Annotated in this window: 21 protein-coding genes; 9 read left to right on the top strand and 12 right to left on the bottom strand. The window is 33.0% G+C overall.

Going from position 1 to position 24785, the window contains the following annotated elements; all coding sequences use genetic code 11:
* Window positions 1-72: 72 nt before the first annotated feature.
* The 4 genes from OQ292_RS23875 to OQ292_RS23860 all read right to left on the bottom strand — a co-directional run bounded on the left by OQ292_RS23875 (window position 73) and on the right by OQ292_RS23860 (window position 6456).
* Window positions 73-2409, bottom strand: coding sequence for a PKD domain-containing protein (locus OQ292_RS23875; protein ID WP_284686893.1), 2337 nt, complete (start codon window positions 2407-2409; stop codon window positions 73-75).
* Between the two features lie 933 nt (window positions 2410-3342).
* Entirely contained in the window at window positions 3343-3987 is a 645-nt protein-coding gene (locus OQ292_RS23870) for a right-handed parallel beta-helix repeat-containing protein (protein ID WP_284686892.1), read from the bottom strand.
* A 247-nt stretch (window positions 3988-4234) separates the two neighbouring features.
* Window positions 4235-5518, bottom strand: coding sequence for an IS4 family transposase (locus OQ292_RS23865; RefSeq protein WP_284686891.1), 1284 nt, complete (start codon window positions 5516-5518; stop codon window positions 4235-4237).
* A gap of 50 nt (window positions 5519-5568) precedes the next feature.
* Complete coding sequence (locus OQ292_RS23860; RefSeq protein ID WP_284686890.1) at window positions 5569-6456, bottom strand: glycosyl hydrolase family 28-related protein; 888 nt, start codon at window positions 6454-6456, stop codon at window positions 5569-5571.
* Between the two features lie 594 nt (window positions 6457-7050).
* Here OQ292_RS23860 and OQ292_RS23855 point away from each other — a divergent pair.
* Window positions 7051-7371 carry a hypothetical protein gene (locus tag OQ292_RS23855; protein WP_284686889.1) on the top strand — a complete coding sequence of 107 codons (321 nt, stop codon included), beginning with the start codon at window positions 7051-7053 and terminating at the stop codon, window positions 7369-7371.
* 236 nt (window positions 7372-7607) lie between these two features.
* Here the strand turns inward: OQ292_RS23855 and OQ292_RS23850 are convergent, their stop codons facing one another.
* The 7 genes from OQ292_RS23850 to OQ292_RS23820 all read right to left on the bottom strand — a co-directional run bounded on the left by OQ292_RS23850 (window position 7608) and on the right by OQ292_RS23820 (window position 14970).
* Window positions 7608-9314, bottom strand: a complete 1707-nt coding sequence (locus tag OQ292_RS23850) for an SIR2 family protein (protein WP_284686888.1) — start codon at window positions 9312-9314, stop codon at window positions 7608-7610.
* A 1174-nt stretch (window positions 9315-10488) separates the two neighbouring features.
* Window positions 10489-10890, bottom strand: a complete 402-nt coding sequence (locus OQ292_RS23845; RefSeq protein ID WP_284686887.1) for a hypothetical protein — start codon at window positions 10888-10890, stop codon at window positions 10489-10491.
* Between the two features lie 41 nt (window positions 10891-10931).
* Window positions 10932-11663 carry an IS630 family transposase gene (locus OQ292_RS23840; RefSeq protein WP_284686463.1) on the bottom strand — a complete coding sequence of 244 codons (732 nt, stop codon included), beginning with the start codon at window positions 11661-11663 and terminating at the stop codon, window positions 10932-10934.
* Window positions 11660-11941: a helix-turn-helix domain-containing protein gene (locus OQ292_RS23835; protein WP_284686462.1), complete on the bottom strand. Its 282-nt coding sequence runs from the start codon at window positions 11939-11941 to the stop codon at window positions 11660-11662. Before OQ292_RS23835 ends, OQ292_RS23840 begins: the two co-directional genes overlap by 4 nt.
* A 46-nt stretch (window positions 11942-11987) precedes the next feature.
* Window positions 11988-13112 (bottom strand): RHS repeat domain-containing protein, encoded by a 1125-nt coding sequence (locus tag OQ292_RS23830; protein WP_284686886.1) that lies wholly within the window; start codon window positions 13110-13112, stop codon window positions 11988-11990.
* A gap of 473 nt (window positions 13113-13585) precedes the next feature.
* Window positions 13586-14290: an IS1595 family transposase gene (locus OQ292_RS23825; RefSeq protein WP_284686885.1), complete on the bottom strand. Its 705-nt coding sequence runs from the start codon at window positions 14288-14290 to the stop codon at window positions 13586-13588.
* A 50-nt stretch (window positions 14291-14340) separates the two neighbouring features.
* A complete protein-coding gene (locus OQ292_RS23820) occupies window positions 14341-14970 on the bottom strand; it encodes a hypothetical protein (protein ID WP_284686884.1) in 630 nt (209 codons plus the stop codon).
* A 9-nt stretch (window positions 14971-14979) separates the two neighbouring features.
* On the opposite strand from OQ292_RS23820, the gene OQ292_RS23815 reads away from it, so the two are divergent.
* From OQ292_RS23815 to OQ292_RS23795, 5 genes are all read left to right on the top strand, one after another.
* Window positions 14980-15315, top strand: coding sequence for a transposase (locus tag OQ292_RS23815; protein WP_284686883.1), 336 nt, complete (start codon window positions 14980-14982; stop codon window positions 15313-15315).
* 76 nt (window positions 15316-15391) lie between these two features.
* Window positions 15392-16009 carry a TetR/AcrR family transcriptional regulator gene (locus tag OQ292_RS23810; RefSeq protein WP_284686882.1) on the top strand — a complete coding sequence of 206 codons (618 nt, stop codon included), beginning with the start codon at window positions 15392-15394 and terminating at the stop codon, window positions 16007-16009.
* A gap of 143 nt (window positions 16010-16152) precedes the next feature.
* Complete coding sequence (locus OQ292_RS23805) at window positions 16153-16371, top strand: hypothetical protein (RefSeq protein WP_284686881.1); 219 nt, start codon at window positions 16153-16155, stop codon at window positions 16369-16371.
* A 225-nt stretch (window positions 16372-16596) separates the two neighbouring features.
* Complete coding sequence (locus tag OQ292_RS23800) at window positions 16597-19557, top strand: AsmA family protein (RefSeq protein ID WP_284686880.1); 2961 nt, start codon at window positions 16597-16599, stop codon at window positions 19555-19557.
* A 143-nt stretch (window positions 19558-19700) separates the two neighbouring features.
* Window positions 19701-20156 (top strand): hypothetical protein, encoded by a 456-nt coding sequence (locus OQ292_RS23795; protein WP_284686879.1) that lies wholly within the window; start codon window positions 19701-19703, stop codon window positions 20154-20156.
* Window positions 20157-20505: 349 nt separating this feature from the next.
* Here the strand turns inward: OQ292_RS23795 and OQ292_RS23790 are convergent, their stop codons facing one another.
* Entirely contained in the window at window positions 20506-21456 is a 951-nt protein-coding gene (locus tag OQ292_RS23790; RefSeq protein WP_284686878.1) for an ISAs1 family transposase, read from the bottom strand.
* A 133-nt stretch (window positions 21457-21589) separates the two neighbouring features.
* Here OQ292_RS23790 and OQ292_RS23785 point away from each other — a divergent pair, with 133 nt between their 5' ends.
* From OQ292_RS23785 to OQ292_RS23775, 3 genes are all read left to right on the top strand, one after another.
* A complete protein-coding gene (locus OQ292_RS23785; protein WP_284686877.1) occupies window positions 21590-22621 on the top strand; it encodes a transposase in 1032 nt (343 codons plus the stop codon).
* A gap of 633 nt (window positions 22622-23254) precedes the next feature.
* On the top strand, window positions 23255-23848 hold the full coding sequence (locus OQ292_RS23780; RefSeq protein ID WP_284686876.1) for an RNA polymerase sigma factor: 594 nt from the start codon (window positions 23255-23257) through the stop codon (window positions 23846-23848).
* 111 nt (window positions 23849-23959) lie between these two features.
* Complete coding sequence (locus OQ292_RS23775) at window positions 23960-24781, top strand: FecR family protein (RefSeq protein WP_284686875.1); 822 nt, start codon at window positions 23960-23962, stop codon at window positions 24779-24781.
* The last annotated feature ends 4 nt before the right edge of the window (window positions 24782-24785 follow it).

Genomic DNA, 24785 nt, shown 5'->3' with positions numbered 1-24785 from the left:
TAATATGGATGTTGTCTGTTTGATAGAAAAATTACTTAGTTTATACTTTGTTATTTAGAGAACAAGTCCCCTTTATTCAATTGAAATTTCTCCAGCGGATACTACAGTGATTGTACTTCCTTCAACTGTATTATTTTTAAGTTGAACTTCTCCATGAACAGTTAACTTCTTTCCATTAACCTGAAGAATTCCCACATTTCCATCTTTATCAGAAATAATCAAGTTTTTACATAGCCCATCATTATTTGCGATACTTACTAATACTCCATTTATATAGACATCATCCTCAGCTGTTGGTGGTGAGGTAGCATAATCTTCACTGCTTGATGGTTCTGCTACATAAGACCAAGTAATTTCTGACCAATCTCCACTACTTTGCGCATATAATTCTCTAGTTTCTGTATTTTCATTACCGATTGGACCTGTAATACTTACATAGTCAACAGCTCCCCAACCTCCTAACATTTTAATAAAAACACGATGAGTGCCAGCAGTTAAACTAAGTTCTTCTGATTCCATAACACCAACTGCTCCTCCTCCTAACTCAGTAATTGCTACAACTGTTGTTGTATCTCCTGCCAGGGTGATGATATTAGTAGTGTCATCTAGTGCAAACTCATAAGCATCTGGCCAAAATGTGGTGTTACCATTGGAGTTACCTGAACGTACATGTGCTTTGATAATATAATCTCCAGCACTTGCTGCAGTAACATCTATGCCAATTCGGTCGCCCGTATTGTAAAGGTTAACCCCTTTTTCATTGCTAAATGCACCTATGTAAACTAATCCAATCTCACCTTCAAAATCAGTGATTACCTCATAATTATCTTCTGCTTCATAGAGAACTTCAGTACTTGTAACTGCTGCTGGATTTACTGTAACTGCCAAGGTATCGTAAGTAATTGCAGCACTCTGATCTGTTACAGCTAATTGGAATTGATAACTTCCTTCAATAAGTCCACTTACTGTCGGATTAACTATCGTTGTACTACTAAAACTGGCTGTGTTGGGTCCACTTAATTGACTCCAGTTGTATGTAACACTTTCTCCATCTGGATCACTCCCAGAGCCATTCAATGTTACACTACTTGTAGGCAATGTAATAGTTTGATCTACTCCTGCATCAGCTACTGGTGATTGATTATTATTAACTGGTCCAGTAATACTTACATAGTCAACAGCTCCCCAGCCCCCTAACATTTTAATAAAAACACGATGGGTGCCAGCAGTTAAACTAAGTTCTTCTGATTCCATGATACCAACTGCTCCTCCTCCTAACTCAGTAATTGCTACTACGGTTGTTGTATCTCCTGTCAGGGCGATGATATTGGTGGTGTCATCTAGCGCAAACTCATAAGCATCTGGCCAAAATGTGGTATTGCCATTGGAGTTACCTGAACGTACTTGTACTTTAATAATGTAGTCTCCAGCACTTGCTGCAGTGACATCTATACCAATTCGGTCGCCCGTATTGTAAATGTTTACCCCTTTTTCATTACTAAATGCACCTATGTAAACTAAAGCAATCTCGCCTTCAAAATCAGTGATTACCTCGTAATTATCTTCTGCTTCATAGAGAACTTCAGTACTTGTAACTGCTGCTGGATTTACTGTAACTGCCAAGGTATCGTAAGTAATTGCAGCACTCTGATCTGTTACAGCTAATTGGAATTGATAACTTCCTTCAATAAGTCCACTTACTGTCGGATTAACTATCGTTGTACTACTAAAACTGGCTGTGTTGGGTCCACTTAATTGACTCCAGTTGTATGTAACACTTTCTCCATCTGGATCACTCCCAGAGCCATTCAATGTTACACTACTTGTAGGCAATGTAATAGTTTGATCTACTCCTGCATCAGCTACTGGTGATTGATTATTATTAACTGGTCCAGTAATACTTACATAGTCAACAGCTCCCCAGCCCCCTAACATTTTAATAAAAACACGATGGGTGCCAGCAGTTAAACTAAGTTCTTCTGATTCCATGATACCAACTGCTCCTCCTCCTAACTCAGTAATTGCTACTACGGTTGTTGTATCTCCTGTCAGGGCGATGATATTGGTGGTGTCATCTAGCGCAAACTCATAAGCATCTGGCCAAAATGTGGTATTGCCATTGGAGTTACCTGAACGTACTTGTACTTTAATAATGTAGTCTCCAGCACTTGCTGCAGTGACATCTATACCAATTCGGTCGCCCGTATTGTAAATGTTTACCCCTTTTTCATTACTAAATGCACCTATGTAAACTAAAGCAATCTCGCCTTCAAAATCAGTGATTACCTCGTAATTATCTTCTGCTTCGTAGGTAGTAGTGGTTTGAGCATTTAAATTAATTGCTATCAACATACATACTACCCACAACAACGACTGATAGTTGTTTAAGGGAAATGATTTGATTTTCATGTGATATAAATTGTATTCATCTTTGAATAAAATCCAAAGTATGAATATGTGAATATTTAAGTATTAAAATTTTTAAAGTAATGTATTGTTAGTAATGATCAGAGTGGTATTTATTCAGTATTTCCGAAAGCTTGGCAATGGATTAAAGTAGGAATGAACAATTTAAATATAGAAGTGAATTCATGGTATAAGTTGGTTTTGTTTGCTATTTTTTAGTTATATGTGCAAATTAAACAGCATAATAAATGCCAATCAAGGGGTAGGTAATATCTATACAATGTTAAAATATTACTGGTTTTTCTTAGAATTTTATAATTTACTCCGATTTTCATTCATCTGATGCTCCTGTAATGCATACGTCTAAAGTAAACTCTTTATCAAAATCTAATTATAATTGGTTGCATTAAGCGAGGTTAGATCGAAATTAACATTCATTTACAGTATAGATATGTATGCTAAGCTCATTAATTCAAGTTTTTTTATCACAATAATTTTTAATAAAATTTCGTTTAAAATTGCTTTTTTTTACGATTAAAATGTGCTTTTGATATTTTGCATTGACATATTATTCACTTTTATGGTAATTTGCTATTACCAAATCTTCAAAAACCGCCACTCTAGAAATCAATAACTCTTGCATCCTCACTTCCATAAAATATGGCTTGAGGCTAAACATTAGATAAGTTTTACAGGGCTTAAAAGCAGTAAAATTTTCTTTGGTAGGAGATGTCAAAAATTAAAGGCCACGATTTGGCTTTTGATTCTGCTGGAAGCTGATTATTCTCCCCTACTCTGACTTTGCCGAAGAACTGAAATACTTAACATAAATGGGGGTTATCAGTTTATTTTGTAGAGATATTGCTGAAAATTTTTTAAATATCTAAAGATGATCTAGCAAATATAACTAGACCATCTTCTTAGAATTAAGATTGGTTAATTTTCATTATTATTCCCCCCTCTATCATTAATTACATTAATTGATGGTGATGATGGTTCTAAATTTCCTATAAACTCATTCATATAATATTTTGTATCATATATCCCATCACCTTTCTCATATAATGGTTTTTTTTGACTATCTGAAACCCTATTACCATAAAAATAGGCTTGAATTATTTCTTCTTTTGAAACAGTTTTGAGTTCTATTCCATTGTCATAACTATTTTTTATAATGTTATTTTCAAATATCAATCCTATACAGGTATTTTCAACCTGTATACCTATATTTGGATTATTAATGAGATTCCCACCAATAATAGCATCATTTACCAGTGTTAGCCTCAAACCTCTAGAACCTCCATGTGATATCTGGTTATTAGAAATTCTAACATTTGTTAGTTCTTTTAACCAAATACTACCTTGACCAAAGTAACCACTCAATGTATTATTAGCTATTAAAAAATCTTCTCCTGGTTGACCAATATCATTCTCTTTTATTTTAACTAAAATACCGCTTGTATTACCTGAATATTCTTCAAACCCGCTTTCAATTAGATTATTAGTAATATGTATTTGTTTTGTCGTTGATGCGAGTCCTACATGCAACATATTAACGTTTTCTGGTACTGGTCCTAACAATATATTTCCATCAATAATTATATTGTAGGTAACATTATTTCCTGTGCGATCAGGGTCGCCCTCAATGCTATTAAGTTAAGCATTTTTCTATCTATTTTTTGATTGGTAATGTATCAATAACATTTGCAGATGATACATTTTCACCATCATCATTTGCTATTTTAAATTTTGAACATTAGAATTAGACCTCACTATCTAAATACAGGAAGCTGGGTATCGGGCGATATGGATTATTACAGACTTTTCCTTATTTGTTGTACTGGGTAATCACACCTGCCCGCTGCTTGATCCTTGTCCCCCTTGGAAAATGTCTTCCCGGCTTTATAGCTGTCATCGAACTTGCGATTTTATCGGTGAGTATCTTTAATATCCTATCTATACAGCGACAGGAGAGGAAATCTATGATACTCTTTCGCCAGAACCTATAGGCATTCTTCCAATTGCACTTGTAGTCTAACCGCCTCTTGGCCGTTTTCCGTTTTATGATATCCTGCGCAGGAGCGGCCACTAGACTGGTCATGTTGAGGGTAAATATATGTGCGTAGAACTCCTGTAGTACACCTTGTGCTTTTTTACAGCCGAACTGTTCTATCTTCATCTTGGGTTTGAGTTTCTTGAAGCATTCCTCCACGCCCCATCTCAAATGGTAGAGTCCTTTGATGTCATCAGTGGTGTATTCATCTTGATCGAGCAAGGAAGTGATGAGCAGTTCTGTCTCCCCGGTATCCAGTTCCACCTTGACCACCCTTACCCTTATGGGGGAATCGTCCATCTCATCTCTGGTGCAGGTGAGCCGCTCCTTGCGACTTGGTCGCCACTCTATGATAAAGTCTTCCCTTTCCTCCAGCATCACCTGCTTGGTGAAGTTGGAGGCACCCACAGCGAAACGTACGCAGAAGTCACGCCCTGCAAACATAAGATGCTTTAATACCGAAAAATATCCGAAGTTCCTATCTAAGAGGAAAAGGCCTTCCATGTGGGCAATGGTCTCAAGGATATCATAGAGCATGGATTTTTCTCCTGTATCCATCCTGTCCAAACGGCTATCCACGACTATATTGTTCAGCACATCATGCATAAAGAATATCCGTGCCGCGCAGCGGTCCACACCGTGGGAAGTGGTAGCATGCACTCCGAAAACGTCCTTTATGTCATCGGAGATGGGCAGGTTCAGGCTGCTACCATCGCCAGCGAGCAGCACATGTTCTTTCCAGTAACGTTTGTTCGAGATCATGTAGCTCTCGACAGTCAAACCATTGAGGTCATTGAAGAAAGTTGGCGATATCTTGTATCTTGCCTGGGTGAAGGCACTACCGGTTACTACTGGTGCCAAGAGTTCTGGGAGTATTTCTTGTATATTGTACTCCACAGACTCCTTAAAAAGGTTGAGGATACACTTGGTTATGTTGGCGAAACTGAGTGGTGAAGCTCTTGTAAAGTCCTTTTCCGAGCACCTGTAAAGCTCAGGACTCCTTGGGCTATGGATGAGGGCAAAGATTTTTTTTTGAAGGTCCGTAAGATACCTTCTCATTGAGAATCCTGTTCATGGTAATACCGTTTTCTAAATTCACATAACAAAATTTATCTAAATATAGTAAGATTTTGCTGTTTCACATCATGTGGATTCCTTAACTTAATAGCATTGGGGTCGCCCTTATCCTTACCATCATCGCCTAAATATATTGAAGCTCCTTTAGCTCTTTCAATTATATTATTTTCAATAATATAATTTCTGGTAATAATATGATCACCAGTTCCCTCGTCTGCAATTGTTATCCCATTATCATATGCATCAGTTACTATATTATTTTTTATTATAAGTTTATTTCCAATACCTCCTGCTTTAATTCTACTTCCTCCCTCAATTAAATTATTCTCAATCCATACGTTTTCACATTGTCTAACTAAAATAGCATGTACACAACATACATCATTACTTTGGCTATCAAAAATATTTATATTTCTAATTGTTATATTTTTGCTATGCTCTCTAAATGCTATTGCGTTAGCAAATAATCTATTTGCATTTTCTGGAATTTCAAGGCCATTAAAATCTATTGCTAAATTTTCCACTATAACATTTGAAACACTATCACTTACAAAAATACTCGTTTCTCGAGTCCTTTTTATAAGTGAAGAAAATCCCTCTCCTGATAAAGTAGTATTACTCTTTAATGATAAAGTCGAACTAATTAAATATGTACCAGATGGTACACACACTTGACCTCCAAATCCGATAGAATTTAAAGCATTTTTAAAAGCCTTTGTATCATCAGTTTGACCATCTCCTACTGCACCAAAATCTTTAACATTTGCTGAACAAAATGTATTAATTGTTGATTCAACATCATCTGAACTAGGAGATACATCTTCCTCAAAAAGTGCACAACTAACAAAGAAAAATAGTATGATTAGCTCTAAGAATATTCTTAGTACATTCCTCTTAAAAACATTGTATACGTTTTTCATCTTTTTTAAATTTAGTTTTGAAAAAATTCTATTGAAGAGTGAATCGGTATTTACATTCTAATATTTATTAAGAAAAAATAGCATTGTAATATTGACATGTGAAATCATACCAATACATAACTATGCTATTATGAAGGATAGAATTATTTAAAGCTTATATTTTGTTGAAAAAATAGAATTTATGCTTTCTATACAAATAACTTAATTCTGTTTATTGGGAACGATGGTAGATGATAATTAAAACTATGCAAACAACACTATTGCTCAGAAAAGAAGTTCAATATTTTTACCAAAAAAATAGTATAATTTGTAAGTGTCTGACTTTCAGTTAACTTAAGTTACAGTCTTAAACATATAAAAAGTAGCATTAACTTTCGGAAATTGTTGTACCATCATTTTCTCTAAATAGATACCTTAAAATCAGTGAATATTAGAATAAAGAATAAGGTATTTATTTAAGCTTGCAGCCGCAAAAAAGTTTTGGAAAACTACAGTCATGGAAATGAAGAAATGGCATCACCGCGGGTGCCGCCTACTGTAGGAATATAGCGGTTATGTGATGAGTTTGGAACTCATAGACAGAGTTTTTATGAATTGATCAGCAGGAACGATGATAAGGAAATAACAGATGCTCTCGTATTAGAAAAAGCATCTAATATTAGGGATAAAATTCCTCAAATAGGCACTGCCAAGCTTTACTTTCTGCTGAAAGATTTCTTATTGGCCAATAGACAATCCTTGAACAGTCTTTTAAAAAAGAACAATATGCTTGTTTATCGTACCAAAAGAAAGCCTCGAACAACTAACTCAGATCATCCTTTCAGGAAATATCCCAACCTAATTAAAAAATTGGTTGTAGAAAGACCGAATCAGCTTTGGGTAAGTGATATTACCGCGTCGCATAGACCTATGTAGCTATGCCACAAGGCTTTAGTTATTTAAGTCTTTTGGCACAAGTCATTATGTCACTTACTAATGAAGCTTTACAGAAAACTGGTTTTGCAAAACATACTATCTATTATTAGATACCTTGAGGAGGTATATTAATATTTGCTTTAAGTACCACCTCAAAAAACTTTTGAAAATCATAATTTGTAATCTATCTGAGCCCAGATTCATTAGCACATTCTCTCCATCTTACATTAAAAGGACTAGTCACTATCTTGATGTTTTATTTGGCTTTTAAAATACTCAATATTCAAATGTTTTGTAAAAAATTCCTTTGCTCCCATATTTACAAATATGATTTGATCCATGCTCTCAAGGGATAAGTTATTAGCTATTCTTTCCTTTTCTTTTTCACCCTTTTCAGGGCCAACGCATAACAGCCGGACATTCTTTCTTTTTAAACCTTGGGATAGAATAATATTTACATATTCGTCTGCAAATGAATATCCCACAACTACAATTAATCTGATATTCCCAATACAAGCTTCTCTTAATTTTGAAGCATAATAAAGATAAGGGTCATTTGAAGTCATCTTATGTTGAACACCAAAAATCAGCTCAGCATTATCAATAGGGTCATTTTTTTCTACTAATTGTTTTTCTTCAAATTCCCAATTAATAGAACCATGTAGTTTGAACAATAAAAAATGCTTGTTATCAGTATTTTCAAAATTATGCTGGTTCCAAACCATGTTATTTTTATTGAAACCAGTCTCAACAGTAAAAATGTTATTTCCTACAACTTTTTCAAAACAAAGATCATAATTAAGTGTAAATATTTTGAGTGGGTCGTCCATTTGACTTTGTAATACCCTAAACCCTTCATAGTATTTTGCATCAAGGTATTCAATTTCAAGCCATTCCTTTAACTTTCCTCTTATTAAACCATTTAGCTTTTTGAGTTTGTCAAAATTTTCACCAGCCTGATCAAACAACCGGATATTCCATGCCCCAATAAACGGATACATAATATTTTTGTCCTTTTTTTCAATCTCTGCCATTACAATCAGTAGTTTTTCAACATTAAACTGACCAAACTGGCCAAAAATACCTTCTGAATAAATAATGCAGCTTTTTAAGAAGTTAAACAAACCTTCAACATCCTTCCATTTTTTTACATCTTTCTTCTTTCCAGTAGTAAAACAATCTTCAATTTTTTTTACCATCTCGTTTGAAGTTGGAATCTTAGCCTCAAGACTGGCTCCAGCACCTAATAAAAAAAATAATTGCCCTTTCAATTTATCTTTCCCTTGTATGATGGATAGCTGCTTTGCAGTTTCCTTTATCATCGAAACTACTTCATTTCGCTTAAAGGCAAATAATGGCTCTTTCCATTCAGAAAAGATTTTCATCACACCTAAAACACGGTTACCCTTGGTTTCATCAACTAATGCCACCATCATTTGGGACTTTAGATTATCTTTTAAGGTCAATTTATAATTGGCAAAATTTGTATTTTTTGTAATATTCAATAAAGGTGAGGTAATGTTATCATCGGATAATGCAGTATTGGATTGACTAATCGTTGTTAAAAAATTAAATGTACCCTTGCCTAACCCCTCCTTATCGAACAAAAACCTATATATAGGAAAATCATACCCCTCATTAAGCATGTCTTCTTTTTTCTGAAATTCCTCGGGTGAAGATTTTATATAATTGTCAAAATAAATGAAGGAAGGGTCACTTTCTACAAAAAAAACTGCACTTAGCTTTAGAATATTAAAATCTATAGTTTGTGATGGGTTAATTTCTTTTGTGAAATTTTCAATTTGTTCAAATTTATTTCCACATTCATGTGTTTTATTATCTTTAATAATAGCTTTCTTCAAGTTTAAATGTGCCTCAATTTCTTCCTTCACTTCCTCATAGTCTTTAGTTAGAAAAAAATGAATTCTCTTTGCCTCTAACAATTTAGCTACATTTGATAAAAGAAGTTTAAACAATTCCTCCTGACCCTGAGTACTTTGGCATCTTTTTTTAAATTCACTGATTCTCTTAAGGTATTCATTTCTCTGTGCTCTCCTTTCCTCAGCCCAATAATCATGAAGCTTTACGGCTATAGCATATAAATTGTCTTTTAAGCTTTCATCAATTACAGCATATGCTAAAAATTGATCTTTTATTCTTAGAAATACAAGCCTACTATTATCATCAATTAATGCATGCTTAAGTGGTTTGGGTTCTTCTGGTACTTCGGGTTTAAATGCAAGTAATTCTCCATTTGGATTTAACCCAATTTTCTCCCAAGAGTAATTCCCCTGTAATATACTAGGTTCATCAGGATAAGGCTTTGTCTTTTGATAACTAAACCCGCTCAAGATATGGACTACTTTAATATTTTCAGTATTTAACTCCTTGAGATTTTTCCCAATAAGTTCCTCAAGCTTCTGGTCTTCATCGTTTATTCGCTGAGACATATTGTTAGAAGAAAGAAATTACGATTAGTACTAAATAATACCTATAAATTAACAAATAATTTCGTCTTTCTAAAACATGTTTTATTATTTTAAGCCAATGCAATAGTATTTTGTAATCTACAATCCATATTTATAGCCAATATGTATTTCAAGTGTAGCAGAAAACAAGCTTCCTATAACTATTGACCTAATTTTTATCTCCATTAACACAATTGGTAATAATAACCCTGATTAATATAGCAGAATAGTAAACATTCTAACTAAACATAATAAGGAATTATGGTTTTTTGTAATATACTGGTAATCAGTATATTAACCCACTGTACTCACTCGAATTATTCGAAAAGTTAAAGACAAACCTTATGGAGTAAGAATAATTACCCATGTATTTATAACAGAAGAAACCGTCTTTTTACTCTCCATCTACGTTAAATCTGACAAAGAAAGTATCTCAGATAAAGAGCTAGCAGAACTGCTTGATGATATAGATGAATAGCACAGTGTTTTGTTTAATAATACCAAGATTAGCTACTGTATAACATAACCCCCAACATCTCTAAAGATATTGGGGGTTTTCTATTGGGATAATACTATTTTAATCCAAGAAAGAATGAAACAATATTATCAATAATTTGGTGTGCAGTGAGATGCTACACACCAGTGATGGTTATATAACTTTATGTATTAAATACAATAACCCCAAAATACTTATTCCTGGAATGTATATATAAATTAAAACCCTAGCTGTTTTATCCATACTAGTACCCAATCTATCAAAGCTCTCCCATACCTGTTTATAATTCAAATTTTCTTCAACATATTTTTGATAAATTGTTGGAGGATAGTAATCTTCATAACGGAGTTTAGGTTGAAACTTAACGTGTACACCAATCTGAAAACTGGTCAATGATTTTCCAGTTAATTTTCTTAGTTGTTCATTAAGATATAATATTTTTTGAGTATATATATTCTTTCGATAATTATACCAACAGAATAAATTAACCCCAATACCACCAATTAAAGCAGTAAAACCTATCATTATTAGTTCGATTAGTCTCAAAGTACTCATAATTCCTATCGTTGATTAAGTGTGCCTTGAATATTAAGTAGTTAAGAAAAAGAAATCGAGTATTTAGATCCATAATTCTGAAGAATTTCAATAATTTTTTGGTATAGTGTATTTTGAGATTGATAATCGTTCGGTTCTAACCAATAATATTTCATCTGTCTCCATAATATCTCTATTTTATTGAGTTCAGGGCTATAGGCAGGTATAAATTGTAGGTAAAGTCCTTTTTTGCGCCATTCGACTAACTTTTCTTTTACAATCTTTGCCTTATGCACTGGGGCATTATCTAATATTACTATCGTTTTTTTATTGATTCTTTCGCTTAAATTAGACAATACTTCAACTACTGTTTTTGCAGTACATGCCTCTGGCATCATATAACCGTAAAAGCTTTGACTGTGGATATTAAGCGTACCTAAAACTGTCCAATTAGTTGAGCTGCGTTTAGCAGGAAGCAAAATTTGCTGTCCTATTGGTTGCCAACCATAGGGCACATTTGGATTTAAGTTAAAGCCCGATTCATCCATAAATATCAAGTCTATTATTCCTTGTTTTGCTTGTTGTTCTAGGTAGCTTAATTCCGATTTGAAAAACTCAAAAAGTACTTCATCTCTTTCTGGTTTTAAGCTCTTTCTATAGCGTTTCCATACCAATCGATGCCTCTTGAAAATACCCTTTAATGTTTGTATATGGCAACTTTTACCTGTACTAGTGATCACTTCTTGAAGAAATACTTTTATCCTTTGGATGCCCAAACAGGCTTTTTGGATCATTTTTTTTCTTCTGTTTCTGTATAAATACGCCTACGACCACTTTTAGGAAGATTAGCAAGATTGGTCATTTTTCCTTGATCCCATCGGTTAAACCAACGAGATATTGTATCACGATTTACTTCTAATATATCTACAATTTGCTCCATAGTATAGCCTTTTATACTCAGCAGTAATCCTTCTATGCGAACAGATTCCTGTCGACTCATTGGTTTTTTTAGTTGAGATTTTAATAAATCAACTTCTTCTTTACTTGCTTTGATAAATCGGTGTTGTCTCATAACACAAAGCTATCTATTTTTTAAATACTTTATTTCTTTTTTGTAGTTACTTAAAGTCAAATTTTAAACCGAAAGAACCAAAACTTTGTGCAAAGTCTTCCTGTAAACCAGCCTTGATTTCATACTTCCCATTTAATCTATTATGTATCATAATTAACTCAGTAAATAATGTACCTGCACCATTTATGGTTTTATTTAATATAGGTTTTGAACTTCCTCTCTTAAATATATATTGATTAACAGTTTTTACATCAAATAAACCTATCAAACCCTCTGCTTTTATAAATCTACTCGCATTTGTTTCACCATCAAATCCTCCTGCCATATCTATTCCCAAAGTTGATTGAGAGAACCCTTCACCAGCAACATACTTTAAAGTAGGGCGAAATTTCAGTAATGTAACATTTCCACCAATAGAATATCCAAATGCTCCTCCATCTTTCAAAGACTGGGGACCAGCACTAAAAGTTATACCCAAACCTAATTCAAACCCTCCAGAATTAAATCTAGCTGTCCACCATTCTGGAGCTATTCCGCCTGATGCTGCATCAGCTACTGGATTTGATGTTATAGTCACTTCATTAATCATTTGATACACACCGTCACCACCTACTAAACTACTATATGCGTAGTCTAAATTTGATTTCTTATACTTATCATACTCCGCACCATCAGGGCATGTTGGACAGGTAGCAATATATCCCGGGCGTAAATCATCTTTTATTTTTTGATAATTTGGTCTTTCGTCATTTTCTTTATTAGGATATATGTAGTCAAAGAAACTTCCTCCTGACCCTCCTATATCATCACCAGATAATTGGGGCATTAGACCTGTAGGGTCATTCAAACTAATTGGATTATTGAATGCATATTGATAAGGAGTAATGCTAGACAATTGATCGACCATAGCGTCTATACCTGTGAGTCTACCTAGCTGTGGGTCATATCTTCTAAAGTCTGTTTCATCCCAGTTCAATCCAAAAGCATCTTCCCTTTCCACTCCTTGGAACTGGAACTTATGGTCGGGAATGCCTTGTTTCTCGATGCCGGCTAGGTTTAATCCGAAAGGATAGTAATGATTTTCTTGCACAATTCTGGCTGGAGTATAATTGATTTCAATATCATCAAACCAAACATCTAGATCACTTTCATTGGCTACAAATATTTTCACAAAGTATCTGCTGAAATATCTAGAATTAGACTCAACAGAAAGTAATAAATAGTTTCTCCCCTAAATTTTTAACTTAAAAAGGTTTTACATCAGAAGTAATACCATTTTGCCTTATAACTTTTTGCTAAAAGCTATAAGGCTACTGTTGATTTAATCAATAAGTTAATATTCAGAATTCAGGACGGTAGCCCTTTTGTTTTACCTAATTACTGTGTGAAGTTTTTTACTACAAATTAGTTTGACACCTGATTTCAATGTTGTTAGTCAAAATATTTGATTAAAATATTAGGGTTACCCATCTAAGTCGCAGCACAAATAATTTGACTATAGGTTTTAGGTTTACCCTCGGTCATTCTCTCAAGTAATTTATCCAGGATGGTTTCTCTAAAATTCCTTCGATTAAATCTGAAGAAATATTCGTTTAGGTAATCATTCAACAACCTTTTATCGCAATAAGAATGAGTACCTCTCAACTAATTTTTCAAATTCCTAATCTGCAGATGTAACATAGTGAAGTTTTCACCCTTGTTTGATAACTGTGAACGCATATTCTTGTATAACTTTTTGATAGGTTTATAACCGCTCCATCCATCTGTAACTACTGCTGCTTTTTTACTTATATGATCTTTGAATATAGGATTTAAGCTCTTAGCATACCGCCTGCCTGCATTGCCTTCTCTATATTCAATGGCAATCACTACTCTTACTTTTTTGTCTGAATGGCTGCGACCTTGTTCTCCTTCTTGGGGAGCACCTATTTCAAACTCATCTACATGCACCTGATCTACTAAGGGAAACTTTTTGCTACTACTCATAGCCTGTTGCACCTTACGTCTAAATAACCAGGTTATCGCTTGCCTTACACCAAAACGTTGGGCTAAATGAATACTATTTGCTCCTTTTTTATTGGTAACAATCTCATAAACCATGGCAAAGGCTATGTCTATACCAAATTTCAACTTATGAAATAGCGTATGAGCTGTGGCAGATTCATCATAACCACAAGCTGTGCATCGTTTACTAAAACCTTGTTTACCTTTACAAAAAGTAGTATGCCTACATTTTCGACAATGGTAACCATCACTCCATTTCTGATTATGTAAATACGCTAAACACTGTTCTTTTGTCCCAAACCTGTTTTTAAATGCTTTTTCTGTTAATCCTTTATCTATTTTCATCTTATATACGCTTATTTTAAGCTAAGATAATCCTGTAGATCGTATGGGTTTTAAACACTGAGATTTAGATGGGTAACCCTATAAAATATATATATATCCTCATTTAAAGCACCATCTAAGGCATTCTTATAATAAGTTGCTTGTTCTTTGGAAAAACTATTATCACCCATCTCTTCTTCAAAAGAGAATGATTGATATAAACTTATGATATCTTTTTTGTCTAAAAGGTAATAATTATGGGATAAACTATAATTACCATTAACACCATATGAAAACAAAGTTTCTGCTCTTGGATTATTCATACAAATGTAATCAGTAAACCAATAACTAATATTGAAGTAGGGAAGTAGAAACCATGCATCAGAAAAATAAGTAGAGCATTTTTTAAAAAGTAATAATTCAAAAAAATTAGTATACTCCCATTCCTCAACATCTTCTGAATTTATAATTCTATGTAAATATCTATTTATCCAAGTATCATTCTGTTGAGCCTTATCTTTATAAGATGTTGTATGACTCAAAAAATTTTCGTCATATGATATAAAATCGTTTGAAGAATAATTTTTTTCATAAAAATCACTTTCAAGATCGTCTAGCATTTTAGATGCTTCGACCTTTAAAAGGTGATTATCCACCTTCATTTTTTCTACTTCATCTTTATTGTATGAGATTGAAAACATTTTAAAGAAATGATAGAAACTCTTGAAAATATGGGCATTAGCACAGATGGTCTTTTTATGAATGCTAATGCTGGCTTTGATTGTAATGAATTCAGGACGCTCTGCTTTGAATATGGAATAACACCTAATATCTGTATGAATAAAAGAATAGGTAATTTAACAGACCGAGATGAATATTTTGACCCATTGCTTTATAAACAACGCACTGTTATTGAGCATGCTTTTGCTTGGCTAGATGCTTACAAAGCATTATTAATTCGATATGAGAAAAAAGCCAAGAACTGGTTTAACCTCAATTTGCTCGGCTTTTTTGTCGGTTTTTCCAAAAAAATTTACCCTAACTAACTTTAGACAGGTTCTAAAATGAAAATTTATTTCCTCTGGAAAATATTTTTATAAAAACATTTTCCGTTATTTTTTTATGAAATCCAAAATATTGCAGATTGCTTTAGAACACTTTTTAAAAAATGGCCTCAAAGGAGTTTCAGTCCAAAAACTGGTTGCTCCTATTGGTATTTCTACTAAAACCGTTTACAAGTATTTTACAAGTAAAGAGACTTTGATTGAAGCAGCTTTATATGAGTATCATAAAGAACGATATACGGAATTGTTAAATTTAATACAATCACAAAAACCTGTTTGTGCTTTTTTTGAAGTGTGGAAATCCGCTTTTGATACGGAACATAAAGTAAATAAAGCTTTTTTTGAAGATTTACATTATTACTATCCAGAATTGGCTAAAAGGATTGAGTCTGATGTAAAAGTAAAATTTAAAGCACAATTTCTGGATTTAATTCGAAAAGCTTTATTAGATGGGAGTTTTCGCCAAGGCCTTATTCCCGAACTAGTATTAAGTGGGATTTTTATGTTGTACAATTCCATAATTAGAGACGATCAGTTTAAAAACTCTCCATACACTAAAGATGATATTCTGGGAAATTCAATTGGAGTCTTCATTAGAGGGCTCTGTACAGAAGAAGGATTAAATGCTATACAAGTTTATATGAGAATGAAAAAAGATCAATTAAAAGAAAAGTAACAACTAACTATGGTTCTTTTAGAGTGACCATTTTTATCTCCTACAATAAAAATTTCATTAATGTACGCTAACATAAATTTAACAACACTTATACAACCAATTCTATTTTTCGCTTTAATAGTGATTTTTGTTCACGATGTTAATTGGGTAGAAGATGGAGTAGAACCACCAACCAATACATAATAAATGATGGGCAGGTACAATTTCCGGCGACAGTTCATGAACTTGAAGGAATCCAGCCAGAAGTGAACCTGAAACTCGATAGAAACAAAAGAGCTGGTATAGCCATAAATGAAGAAGTAACACTTCCTGCTATAGTTGATTTACTAGAAAATACAGGTAAAATCGTAAGTGTCGAGTAGGAATTTTGTGGGTTAGGTGAGTTTAATAACAAAGTAAATCCGGTAAATCGTAAGCTAGATCATTTAGGGGAAATTGTTATAAATACTACTCATAGATTTAGTCAATTGGTTACTTATTTTACCTCGCTTCAAAAAGCTTCTCAAAGAAATGGGAACGCTGAAACCGACTTCACCAGAATTCAAAATATAGATAGAGTAAGAGTAGTTGTTCAATAAAAATTTCAAATGAAAATTAAAAAGGTAATTAAAATACTGGCAATCATACTCTTTGTGATGGTTGCCATGGTGTCATTAGTTATAGGACTTACACTAAATGTAGTTTTTACTCCTGAAAAAATTACACCTTTAGCTGAAGAAATATTAAATAATCAGTTCAATGCAGAAGTTAAATGTGAAGGGGTAGAGTTAACTTTTTTTAGTACATTCCCTAGATTTGGTGCTAAGTTAAATGGAACCTATATTAAATCATTAAATTCGGGAACGGAAAAAGATACATTGGCGGCATTTAATTCTGCTGTTATCTCTTTCAATGTTTATCAATATTTAAAGTATCACAATATCTCTATACAAAATATTACCATTAAACAACCTAAACTTTATGCTTTTGTGGGTAAAGGTGGTAAAACTAATTGGGATATTGTAAGCAGAACAGATTCGGTTGAGACTGATACCAGCTCATTAGTGATTAACGATATCGAAATTAACCATTTAGAAATTGAAAATGCTGATTTGGCTTATGAAGATGAAACTACAAATTTAACTTATCGAGCAAAGTCGTTTTCGCTTCTAGTTCAAGCTATTAAAAGTGATAACAATATAAAATTTGATGTAAATACTAAAAGTAAAAACGTGGAGGTCTATTTTAAAAGTAATCCTGTTTATCAAATTAATAACCTTGGAGCTGATCTATCTTTTGATTATGATAGCATTAGAGGAAATATTTTGGTTGAATCTAAAGATATCACCGTTAATGATATTCATTTTGAAACCAAGGGTGTACTTACTCCCAAACCAGAAGATAGAATGGTAGATGTGCAGTTAAATGCCAAACTAACTTCGAATTCTATTGATCATTTTTTATCATTAATTCCACCTCATTTTTTACCTAAAACAGATATTAAAACCACTGGAAGATTAATCTTTAATGTAGATGTAAACGGAATTTATGGAAATGGTAATCTACCAACTGTAGACTTTCTTTTTACTCTTGAAAATGGAAGTCTGGCATACAAAAACTTTCCTGGAAAAATAAATACCTTAACCACAAAAATGGAAGGTAAAATCTACCCGAATAACACAAAACCATCTTTTGTAAACATTGAAAATTTACAGGTTAAAGGAACAGGAATCGATATACAAGCCCATGGAAATGCAAAAGATATTTTAAATGTTGCTCAGGTTAAAGCTCAGTTAAAAGGGGATGTTGATTTAACTGAATTGTACCAAAAATTTCCTGTAGATTCTACAGTAGTACTTCAGGGACAAACCAAGGTAGATTTTAGTACAGAACTTTCTGTAGATCAAATCCTAGAAGAAAAGTATGATCAACTAAATGTAGCTGGCATTATCGATTTAAACAATGTAGTGGTTAAATCTAAATTAGATACAATTGAATTTGCTTCTAAAGCAATGAATATAAACTTTTTTAGAGAACTTAAAATTTATAATAAAACCTTTGCTGAAGTAAAATTAGATAGTACCGAATTACACCTAAAAAACAACATTTACTTTCAAGCCGGTAATATACACCTGACAGGAGCAATAAGTAAAAGTAAAAGCAAGGAATCAGTTTTTAATCTAACTGCCAGCTTAAAAGATATAAATGCAGGTATGCAATCCGATTCCGTTTTGGTTTTATTAAAAAGAGCAAATTTAAGCGGAGTCTATCACCCTAAAGATATGGGAGCGAATGCTTACATCACATCAGATTTTACCATTGATAGTATTGGAATAAGTCAGGCTAAAAATTTTGTTGGGATTCAGCAAGGAAGCTACCAAATTAGACTAGATCATAAGGGCCCAAAAATTTGGTTACCAAAGGGTAATATCCGTTTCCAAAGTTTAATAGGAATGCTACCTCAACTTGGTAAACCAATTTTTGTACCTGCCACAAAACTTTATTTTGAAAACGATAACTTTTCCTTAGATCACACCAAACTGAAATATGAAGATACAGATATTACCCTTACTGGAAAAATAGAACATGCAATTGGTTTTTTTACTGGGAAAAAAGTGCTAGCAGAACTTGAGTTAGAATCGGATTATATAAATGCCAATCAATTAATGATGGTTTTTGCAGGTATGAATGAAACTGAGGGTGCTGATAATACTAATAAAGATGATGATAATTTAAATGATTCAACTTATAGTGAAACATATACATTTAGAATACCAGACAGTATCCATTTTGATTTTAACACAAAAATTAAGCAATTAAAATTAGGATATTCCGATTTTAATGATCTTAAAGGGTCTTTAAAAGTAGAAAATGGCAACCTTTATTTAAATGGGTTTAAACTTAAAACTTTAGCAGCTGACCTAGATGCAGATTTAGTATACAGTGCGAAAACAAAGGAAAAAGCAGATCTTGATTTTACCTTTTACCTCTCTCAGATCGAAATGGATAAATTAAATGAGTTTTTACCAATTTTAGATTCACTTTTTCCAATGACAAAATCATTTATGGGAAAGGTTGATTATAGAATGAAAGGAAAAGCGACACTTAATCAAGATTTTGATATAGACATTAGTAGTTTTAAAGGAATTGGTGCAATGAAGGCGGAAAACATTATGGTAATGGATGGTCCCACTTTTACTGATTTGGCTAAAACATTTATGTTTAAAAATAAAGAACTAAATCCCATTCAATATTTAGAAGCAGAAATGGAGTTTGATGGCAATGATGTAAACATTTTACCTGCCTTGTTAGAAATAGACCGATATAAACTAGCCATAGGTGGGATACAACATTTAGACATGACTTTTGACTATCATATATCTGTGCTAGAATCTCCCGTACCTTTTAAAACTGGAGTAGATGTAAGTGGTGATATTGATGATTATAATATCAAAGTTACCAAGGCTAAATATAAATATTATTTTGCGGAAAAAGAGCGCTTACTAAACAAAGCTGATACTTCTGTAATCAAGAAAAAAGAATACATTCTTAATGAGTTAGGGTTTTAATTGTTTTATTTTATACATAACATTTATATCAATTTTCACTGATTATCAAAGAAAATATATTATTTCACGCATTGAGACAAGTGCTTTTTTAGCTCAATTTGGCAGGTTTTCAATTATGTTACTCGTTATATTGCATAAATAGTGTGAAATTAAAAACAATGAACCAAGCCAAAAAAAAACTACTTAAGTCTAAACTAAGTGATCAAATAGTTAGGCTAAAACACATTTTTATAGAAAAAGAAAAATGTGAGGAAAATATTAGAAATACAATTTCAGAGATGGTTCCTCCTGGTACTGTATTGTTTACTGCTATTAGCGATAACAACCCCAAGCAAGGTGTTTTTTATAAGGTTGTATCAAATCAAGATTACATAAAATACTCGTATGTAACTGATGTTAAAAATCTTGAATACTTACAATTCATTGCAAAATATTATTTAAAAAATGGAAGGCTATCTAAGCAAAGTTTCACATATTTTGTCCAAATAGAAGAACTCGAAATTGTAGAAGACAAAGAAGTCCTTAATCTACTTGAAAATGGACATTATAAAAAGGCAATCAATTTATATACTAAAACAGGGCATTTTCATAAAAATTAAATTAGGCATTTCAGAGCTAACTTTCTATCATAATTCATATCTTCTCGGAATGCCTTAATACTTTCTCTATCATTGAAGTTGTCTAAAGTAGTTATACTGTAAAAATGCTTTTAACCAAAATATTATTCTTTTCCTCAAAAAGACCTGTAATCTTATATTTTCGAGTTCGAAAAAAAAGCTATCATTTGAGGGAAGTAGAATTTTGAAAAGTAGTTAACAAAACAAATAATCCATTTTTAGTAATTATGCCAAATTATATATAAATCAACTAGATTAATTTGTTATTTTTTATTTTAGACAACTTCATTGTGTTTTCTAACTAGGTTTACAGCCACATTAATAATAGCAGCTATTGCTCTAGTTCTCCATTTGTTGAAGCACTTAATACTATCTTCTCCAAATATTTTGTCCCGTATATAGTGATCAGCTTCAATACTCCCCGCAGGGGCCGCCAGTGTGCCCTTACAGCTTGGAATAACTCTATTCCAATATCTTTACAATTACGGTGAGTCACCTTCTTATTAGAGATATAGTAATAAGTACCTACGTTTTTATTACCTGTTTTTAAATTAGTTCGTTCTCGTTCTACCACCATAAGTTTAGCTACTCCGCTGTTATTCCAAACTCTAGCAAACCAACTTGGATCTATGTGATAGCAATAGCCTTTTCTTCTCTCTATTCGACCATGTCCTTTCTCTAATATGTCTTCAGTCCAAAATGTCTTTTCAGTATTATGGATGTCTTTACAAGCTTCTAGGAGGTATTTTTGATTGGCCTTAACTTGAGCCAGATAAGTACCCTGTCTTTGGTGAATGGCTGTCATCAGATGAGCACTAGTATGTAGTGCATCCAGACTGTAGCAACATTTTAGTGACTTTTGGTTTTCAAAATATGTTTTTACCAATGCTTTTTCAGAACTCTTTGAGCCATCATAATAACAAATGACTTTACTACTACTATCATGATGATTAAGTATTCTTACTATATTTTCAGACCGTTTTTGCCCTGCAACTCCATCTATGCTTCCTCGTAACTCCGCTTGCAGCCGCTTGCCATCAATAGCAAACCAAGAGTCAATACCATTTTTACGTTGATGATTAATATTTATACCAAAGAATTCTTCATTCAATTGGTTATAAGAGTGAAAATCTAGTAGTTCCAACAGTCTACCAATTGCCGCAGTGGACCTTAGGATTGTAAAGAAGACAAAACCAAGATCAAGATAAGTAGAATCAGATAAACTTATTAGCTTTAAGTAGACTGGCAGTGAACCATCGCAGTGGAAGGAAATAAAGGCCAAGCAGTTATTCGGAACTGCCAGTTTTTTTAAAGGGCCAAGACCGTGCCACGGCGGCCTGAATAAGAAACTAGTAAACCTGTTAAGGTTCTTAGGGAAAGTCCTTATATGTTTAATTGTAAACTTATAAATGCCAATGAAAACTATTACATTTATCGGCCTTGATATTAGCGGTCCGCCGCGCGGCAAAAAAGTACTTGACTGGTGTTTTATTGGCTCTCATGTACAAGCTCAGCATAGCCAATGTGCTAATGAAACCAAGGCTATTGTAAAACACTTAAAGCTACTTTTCAAAAGCTATCAGCTTGATGAAAATACTGTAATTTGTGCTGAATACACAGGCCATTATATTCACCCTATAGTTCAAGCTTGTCACCAGCTATCTGCCAGATTATGGCTAGAGAGTGGCGCAGAAATCAAAGCCAGTACTGGTGTGATCAGAGGCAAGGATGATAAAATTGACGCACGGCGTATAGCTCAGTATGCTCATCGTTTCTCTGACAAGATGCGTCTGTTTACTTCTACAGGTGAAAATATAGAGCATATCTCATTGCTACAAAGAGAAAGAGAAATGTATGTGACCGACCGGGCCAAGTATCGCTCCCAACTCAGTGACATGAAAGGATTTATACCAGAAAAGCTATATCGGCAAAGAGCCAAGCGTCTGAGTAAACTCATTAAAGAATTAGATGCTTTAATCCAGGGACTAGAAAAGCAGATTGAGCATCTCATCAAGAAAGACAACAAATTAGCTAGGCAATATGAGATTGCCACATCTATTACTGGAGTAGGCAAGCAGACAGCTATTGAAACTATCATTGCGACTAAAGGCTTCACAAAGTTTGATAATGCAAGGCAGTTCTGTTGCCATATCGGGACCGCTCCCTTCAATTATGCTTCTGGTTCTAGTATAAGAAAGGGTAGACACGTTTCCCAAAAAGCAGATAAGAAGTTGAAGTCTGTTTTCCACATGGCCGCTTTATCGGCTATTGCTGCTAAGGGAGAATTTCAGGAGTACTTTCAAAGAAAAGTAGCAGCAGGGAAAAATAAGATGTCCGTTGTCAATGCCATCAGATCAAAACTTGTACACCGAATATTTGCTTTGATTAGGGACAATAGACTCTATAGCAAAGAATATGAAAATTCTTATACAGCAGCTCTTGCTTAATCCATAAGAATAACTGACTCCGAGAAATACATTTGTGAACTACTAATCCCAATTCATTAGCTAGATAAGTATATTCTTTTTTCATCTTTCTATGTACGGAAGAAACGGTAATGTGGCCTGTTACACGCAACATGCTATACAAAAAACAATAAAGTACAAAAGCTTGATCGTGTCTTTTACCTCTATTGTCTCTCATGTCTAACAATTCTTGTAATTTTTGGTAATAACTACTAGTTTCGTTTTTTTAGGTTGTTTCATACTATCATATTGTGCGGCTGCAAGCAATGTGAGAATTCTTTTTTGATAGTATAACAACCTAATTTTTTATCCAAATTTTTTTTATGAAAATGCCCTATATATCTTTACAGGCAGGCATGATTTAGAAAGTTGATTTGTTTTGTCACTAATCTCTACTTTCTCATGCCTGTTTTTGTTGCGTTGCAACAATGTCATTTGTATGTGTCAAATATTTAAATTGGCTCTAAAGTAAAAAATTTCTACCCCAGTAATTAGGCAATTCTTTTAAGGAAAAGAAAATAATAATAAAAACCTAAACTATAAGATAGCATTTATTGTGAAATGTAAAGCTTTAATAAGCTTGTTATTTAGAATGATTTTAAATAACTATGCATTATGAACTCAACTGACGAACATATTATAGCACTTATTCTCAAAGATGATATCCGTGGGTATGAGCTTTTATTTAAAAAATATTATCTGCCTCTAAAAAAAGAAGCAGAAATATTGCTAAGTGATGAAAAAGATGCTGAAGACATTACTCAACAGCTTTTTTTAGAAATATGTAAAAAGCAATTGATTACCAATAAGATAGAAAATTTGCCTGCATACCTGATAAAATCAGTAAAAAATAAATCATTAAACCAATTAAAAAAAAATAAGAAGGAAGTACATTTTCCACAATTACCCGAATCAATTGATTTTTATAATAATCCACTACAACAGCTTACTACTAAAGAAATTCAAGAGGTTTTAAAAAAAAATCTGTTATATCTACCACCTAAATGCAGACAAGTTTTTGAATGGAAATACATAGAAGGTTTTTCTAATAAAGAAATCTGTACTAAAGCGGGTATCTCACCAAATACAGTTGATAATCATCTTGCTAAAGCATTAAAATTACTCCGCCCTAAACTTTCTAGGCACTTTAAAGAAGTAGTTTGTATGCTTGCCGTATTAATCTACATTCAAATTTTTAAAAATTTTTAAAAAAACTTCAATTGAGCGTAGTAGATTTTTGAGACTTGTTTGTCTGTAAGTAGGGATTCAGGAAATACAACCCTGTACTTATAGAATTACAACAACTTACTATAAAATTAAATGAGTAAACAGGAAGACGAAATCTCAAAGAAATGGGAAGAAATAAAACCCCAAATTGAAGAGATTATTGAAAGTAGAAAACAACAAACCAAAACAGTATGGTTTATAAAACCGCTGGCTTATGCCGCAGCAATTAGCTTTATATTGATTGTTACTTCTGTATTAATCTTATCAAACTCAACTATTACAACTATTACTCAGCCAAATCAAACGGCTATTATTACATTACCAGATGGAAGTGTCGCTACCCTAAACGAAAATACGAAACTCACCTACCCAAAATATAACTTTTGGTTGAAAGATTATAGAGAGATAAAATTAGAAGGAGAAGCTTATTTTGAGATACAAAAAGATTCGCTGAAGCCATTTATTATACAATCTCCGCATTTGACAACAACTGTCTTAGGAACCAGTTTTAACTTATTTGACTCCAAGAGTGCTCTAACTTCTTCTTTAGTGGTTGTTGAAGGTAAAGTGAGATTAACTTCACATGAAAATAAGAAAAACCAAATTGTTGAGGGTGGTGAAGAAGCTAATTATAACAAAGCACACATAGTAAAAAAGACAAGTAAAAACCTGAATGCTTTGGCTTGGAAAACCAAAAAGCTTGTTTTTTCTAAAGACCCTATGCTTTCTGTAATTAATACATTACAGAAATATTATAAAATAAAATTTATAATAAAAGATAAATCGATCTTAGAAAGTCAGTTTAGTGGAACCTTTCAACAACCAACTTTACAGCAATTTCTTGAAGTATTTGAATACACTATGGATATTCAATCTTCTTTAAAAGATCAAGAAGTTATTCTAAACAAAAAATAGGCTA

Source organism: Chondrinema litorale, from assembly GCF_026250525.1.
Taxonomy (GTDB): Bacteria; Bacteroidota; Bacteroidia; order Cytophagales; family Flammeovirgaceae; genus Chondrinema; species Chondrinema litorale.
The sequence above is the reverse complement of the archived record's forward strand: the minus strand, read 5'-3'. Positions and strand labels throughout refer to the sequence as shown.

Bases quoted from the DNA above. Each gene is read 5' to 3' on its own strand.
- OQ292_RS23875 (WP_284686893.1), bottom strand. From the start codon at position 2,409: ATGAAAATCAAATCATTTCCCTTAAACAACTATCAGTCGTTGTTGTGG.
- OQ292_RS23865 (WP_284686891.1), bottom strand. From the start codon at position 5,518: ATGAGAAGGTATCTTACGGACCTTCAAAAAAAAATCTTTGCCCTCATC.
- OQ292_RS23860 (WP_284686890.1), bottom strand. From the start codon at position 6,456: ATGAAAAACGTATACAATGTTTTTAAGAGGAATGTACTAAGAATATTC.
- OQ292_RS23845 (WP_284686887.1), bottom strand. From the start codon at position 10,890: ATGAGTACTTTGAGACTAATCGAACTAATAATGATAGGTTTTACTGCT.
- OQ292_RS23840 (WP_284686463.1), bottom strand. From the start codon at position 11,663: ATGATCCAAAAAGCCTGTTTGGGCATCCAAAGGATAAAAGTATTTCTT.
- OQ292_RS23835 (WP_284686462.1), bottom strand. From the start codon at position 11,941: ATGAGACAACACCGATTTATCAAAGCAAGTAAAGAAGAAGTTGATTTA.
- OQ292_RS23825 (WP_284686885.1), bottom strand. From the start codon at position 14,290: ATGAAAATAGATAAAGGATTAACAGAAAAAGCATTTAAAAACAGGTTT.
- OQ292_RS23820 (WP_284686884.1), bottom strand. From the start codon at position 14,970: ATGTTTTCAATCTCATACAATAAAGATGAAGTAGAAAAAATGAAGGTG.
- OQ292_RS23815 (WP_284686883.1), top strand. From the start codon at position 14,980: ATGATAGAAACTCTTGAAAATATGGGCATTAGCACAGATGGTCTTTTT.
- OQ292_RS23810 (WP_284686882.1), top strand. From the start codon at position 15,392: ATGAAATCCAAAATATTGCAGATTGCTTTAGAACACTTTTTAAAAAAT.
- OQ292_RS23800 (WP_284686880.1), top strand. From the start codon at position 16,597: ATGAAAATTAAAAAGGTAATTAAAATACTGGCAATCATACTCTTTGTG.
- OQ292_RS23785 (WP_284686877.1), top strand. From the start codon at position 21,590: ATGAAAACTATTACATTTATCGGCCTTGATATTAGCGGTCCGCCGCGC.
- OQ292_RS23780 (WP_284686876.1), top strand. From the start codon at position 23,255: ATGAACTCAACTGACGAACATATTATAGCACTTATTCTCAAAGATGAT.
- OQ292_RS23775 (WP_284686875.1), top strand. From the start codon at position 23,960: ATGAGTAAACAGGAAGACGAAATCTCAAAGAAATGGGAAGAAATAAAA.